We start from the raw sequence: 3,624 nt of genomic DNA, 5'->3' as shown, positions 1-3,624 counted from the left end.
TTGAAATAGACGTAAATTCAACATGTTATAGATTAACAATGCCATGTCGAGGCAAAAAACTCAAGCGCGAATTTACTCTTTTAGGCGCAATTACATGCACTTATGACTTTCCGGATGGAAACTAGTTTAAGAGTTCTACCATGGTGAAATTCCAGATTAATTTGGTAAATATGGCATAATAAGCCATGAAGAATTCAACGCCTATATTCCCCGGATTTCACCTGCAAACATTACGACGTAAACCACGCACACCACAACAGAAACTTGCTGCTGAGTTAGCTGCATTAAAAGAGAAGTCGTTTAAGCAGGTTGGTGAAATCTTCGAACGTTTTATCCCTCATAACCTGCTAAAACCGGCAAGATCCGGTGTCATGAGTCGCAGAAGGCTTTTCTCCAAAGAGAACACGTTCTGGGCATTCTTCAGCCAAATTGTGGATTCAGACGGTGGTTGCAAAGAAGTGATTCGTAAATTGCAGTCCTATGCGTCCATCAAGGGCAGCAAGTAGGCCGCTAATCGATCCTTGATCCGTTGGCGACAAGGCCACCAAAGTTCCCGTCTCGTAACTCAGGACCTTGAGGCTCTGCGGCGGTTCGTCGCCAACGGCCAGGGGGCCGGCGGGAAACTCAAGGAAAATTCTCGTTTCCGGGTGTCTGAAATAACGGCCTTACTCCTGAAAGTCGATCTCGGCCAGCGCCGCTTTCAACTTGCGTCTCCCGGAAGAAAGATTTTCGATAAAGTCCAGATCGTCGGAAACATACTTGCCGGCGGCATAGATGCAAACACACCCTCCCCCCGTAAGAACCACGTCAATGCCACGCCGTTGCAGATGAGAGCAGACGAAAGCCGCCAACTCCCCCATCCCCATATCAGCTATCGCTTTCATAGAGGTTTCCCCGCTCTCCGGGGACGGCGCCTTCCCATCATCAGCCGGTCTTTTTCTTCTTCCGGATAAAAAGCCAGCGCCTTTTCCAGGATCGTCTTGAGTTCATCCAGGAATGGATAGCGCGGATTGAAGGCATACAGGCGGGTGTTTCCGAGCAGACGACTATAAAGCACCCCTCCCCCCTCCAGTTTCTCAAACTGGTTTTGGATCGACCGCAAATCGACGGCATAGAACTTGGCCACCTCGCGCGGGTAGCCTTCTTCCCTGGCAAGGATGTAGAGCAGAACCTTTTCCCGGTTGACGGTACCGAATAAAGCTTCAAGCATTTCCGGCCTCGCTAGTGACGTAATGACTCCGTCAGTTGATTTACTCTTTGCGTCATTCTAACCTCTGATATCTCCGCGAGCAATGCTATTTTCTTCCTCCAGATCGATAGCGAGCCGGCTCGGTTTTGAGGCAGACCAAGGTGACAGAAGCGGGTTTTCGTGATTTCTTCACCGCCGTCGGAAGTCCTCGTTTGCCGGCAAGGACCACTGAACCCACTGCTCCAGGTTACAGCGGAAAGAGCAGCGGCAGCAGCAGGACGCAGATCAGCAGCACGATCAGGGTGAAGGGGACGCCGATACGCACAAAATCGATGAAACGATAATTGCCCGGGCCAAGAACCAGGGTATTGACCGGCGAAGAGATGGGCGTCATGAAGGCGGCGGAAGCGGCCAGCGCCACCGTCATGGCAAAGGGGTAGGGGGAGACCCCGAGTTCCAGGGCCGTGCCGATGCCGATGGGGGCCATCAGCACGGCGGTGGCGGTGTTAGAGATGAAGAGGCCGATGACGGCGGTGAGCAGGAAGAGTGCCGCCATGACCATGCGGGGGCCGGCGTCGCCGACGAGGTCGAGCAGGGCCGCCACGAAAAAGTCGATCCCCCCGGTTTTCTGCAGGGCCAAGGCGAAGGGAAGCATCCCGACAATCAATATGAGGCTTTGCCAGTGGATGGAGCGATAGGCGCTCTCCATGTCGATGCAGCGAAAGGCGCCCATCAGCATGCAGCCGAGAAGGGCGGCGATGACGTTGGGAACCAGACCGCTGATCATCAAAGCGATGGTCGCGGCGAGACCGATGAGGGCAAAAGGGGCCTGACGCAGGGCCGGCGCGGCTTCGTCGAACTCGGCGGGCAGGTTGAGCAGTAAAAAATCGTGGCTCTGGGAACGCAACAGGCGAATGGACTTCCAGGTGCCGGCAATGAGCAGCGTATCCCCCAGTTTCAGCTTTTCGCGCAGCAGATTTTCTCCCAGGGGCTCGCCCTTGCGCCGGATCCCCATGACAGTGATTCCCCGTTGCGAGCGCAGTTGCAGATCGAGCACCGACTTGCCGATGAGGATCGATTCGGGGGGAAGCAGCAGTTCGGCCATCCCCAACTCCCGTGACAGGTCGTCGCGAAAGCCGCTCTCTCTCAGGCCCAGTTCGGCCCGGAACTGCTCGATGCTGATGGGAGCGCAGGTAAAATCGATGATGAGAATGTCGCCGGCGAGCAGCTCGCGGTTGGCGGAGGGCCGCAGCATGACCCGGCGGAACTGGCGCTGGCGTTCGATGGAGACGATGTTGGCCTGGTAGCGCTTGCGCAGTTCCACCTCGCCGAGCGTTTGTCCCACCAGCGGCGAGTCGGGCTCGATGCGCATGCGATGAACGCGATCGAGAATCCGATATTCCCGCGCCAGATCCATCAACCGGCGGCGCTTTTCGGGTGCGCCCTCACCTTCCTTGCGCCCGCCGATCCGGCGCCGCATCGCCAGCATGTAACCGACGCCGCAGAGGAGCACGACCAGCCCCATCGGGGTGAAATCGAAGAAGGCAAAGCCCGCGTACCCGGCGCGGCCGAGTTCGGCATTGACGATCAGGTTGGGCGGCGTGCCGACCAGGGTGAGCATGCCGCTGATGAGACCGGCGAAGCACAGGGGCATCATCAGGCGACTTCGGCTCACGCCGATACGACTGGCGACGCTCAGGGTCACGGGGATGAAGATCGCGACGACGCCGGTGGAACTCATGACCGAACCGAGGGCGGCGACCGCCAGCATCAACAGCACCAGCACCCGGGTTTCGCTCTTGCCCGCCTTATCGACCAGCCAGTCGCCGACCCGCAAGGCGATGCCGGTGCGCACCAGGCTTTCGCCGATGACGAAAAAAGCGGCGATGAGAATGACGCTGGGCTCGCTGAACCCGGCCAACGCCTCCTTGGCATCGAGGATGCCGCTGAGAACCAAGGCCAGGAGAGCGAGCAGCGCCACCGCGTCCATGCGCGGACGGTTGGCGACGAAGGCGGCGATGCAAAGGGCGAGAAGGCCCAGAACCCACAGTGTTTCGGCATTCATGACGGACAACCCGGAGCAAGGGGAGAAGAGATGAGAGATGATTTCCGCCGTACTCTACCCCGAAGCGCCTTGACAAGGCAAACCGGGCAAAGGAAACGGCGGATTGGCATGGCAGCAAAACCTTGGCGGTTATGCTGAAGGTCACCGACATGGGGGCACTTGCGCCACGACAACCGCCCATGGCCATTTCCGACCACGGGCGGTTGCGTTCATCGATGCGTGCGCGCGGGGGGCTATTTCTTTTTGATGGCATCGCAAAAACCAGCAAACGACATAAAGTCTTGAAATAATTTGATATAGCCGAAGTTGCCACTTTACTCCGTGTCTGACTTTTGGCAAAATAACCGCAAAAATTCAAGAGGTTATGAGG

4 protein-coding genes are annotated in these 3,624 nt (G+C 57.1%); 1 reads left to right on the top strand and 3 read right to left on the bottom strand.

All coding sequences use genetic code 11. From position 1 onward, the window contains the following. The first annotated feature begins 185 nt into the window (after positions 1 to 185). A complete protein-coding gene (locus RBR25_RS17500; protein ID WP_432820830.1) occupies positions 186 to 506 on the top strand; it encodes a hypothetical protein in 321 nt (106 codons plus the stop codon). A 159-nt stretch (positions 507 to 665) separates the two neighbouring features. Here the strand turns inward: RBR25_RS17500 and RBR25_RS17495 are convergent, their stop codons facing one another. From RBR25_RS17495 to RBR25_RS17485, 3 genes are all read right to left on the bottom strand, one after another. Beyond that, positions 666 to 884: a hypothetical protein gene (locus RBR25_RS17495; protein WP_432820829.1), complete on the bottom strand. Its 219-nt coding sequence runs from the start codon at positions 882 to 884 to the stop codon at positions 666 to 668. Next, entirely contained in the window at positions 881 to 1,210 is a 330-nt protein-coding gene (locus RBR25_RS17490) for a winged helix-turn-helix domain-containing protein (RefSeq protein ID WP_432820828.1), read from the bottom strand. Before RBR25_RS17490 ends, RBR25_RS17495 begins: the two co-directional genes overlap by 4 nt. Before the next feature lie 226 nt (positions 1,211 to 1,436). Then, the gene (locus RBR25_RS17485; protein ID WP_432820827.1) at positions 1,437 to 3,254 is read right to left on the bottom strand and encodes an SLC13 family permease; all 1,818 of its coding nucleotides are present in this window, start codon (positions 3,252 to 3,254) and stop codon (positions 1,437 to 1,439) included. Positions 3,255 to 3,624: the final 370 nt, after the last annotated feature.

Origin of the sequence: Trichloromonas sp. (assembly GCF_034006665.1) — a bacterium.
Lineage (GTDB): Bacteria > Desulfobacterota > Desulfuromonadia > Desulfuromonadales > Trichloromonadaceae > Trichloromonas.
The sequence above is the reverse complement of the archived record's forward strand: the minus strand, read 5'-3'. Positions and strand labels throughout refer to the sequence as shown.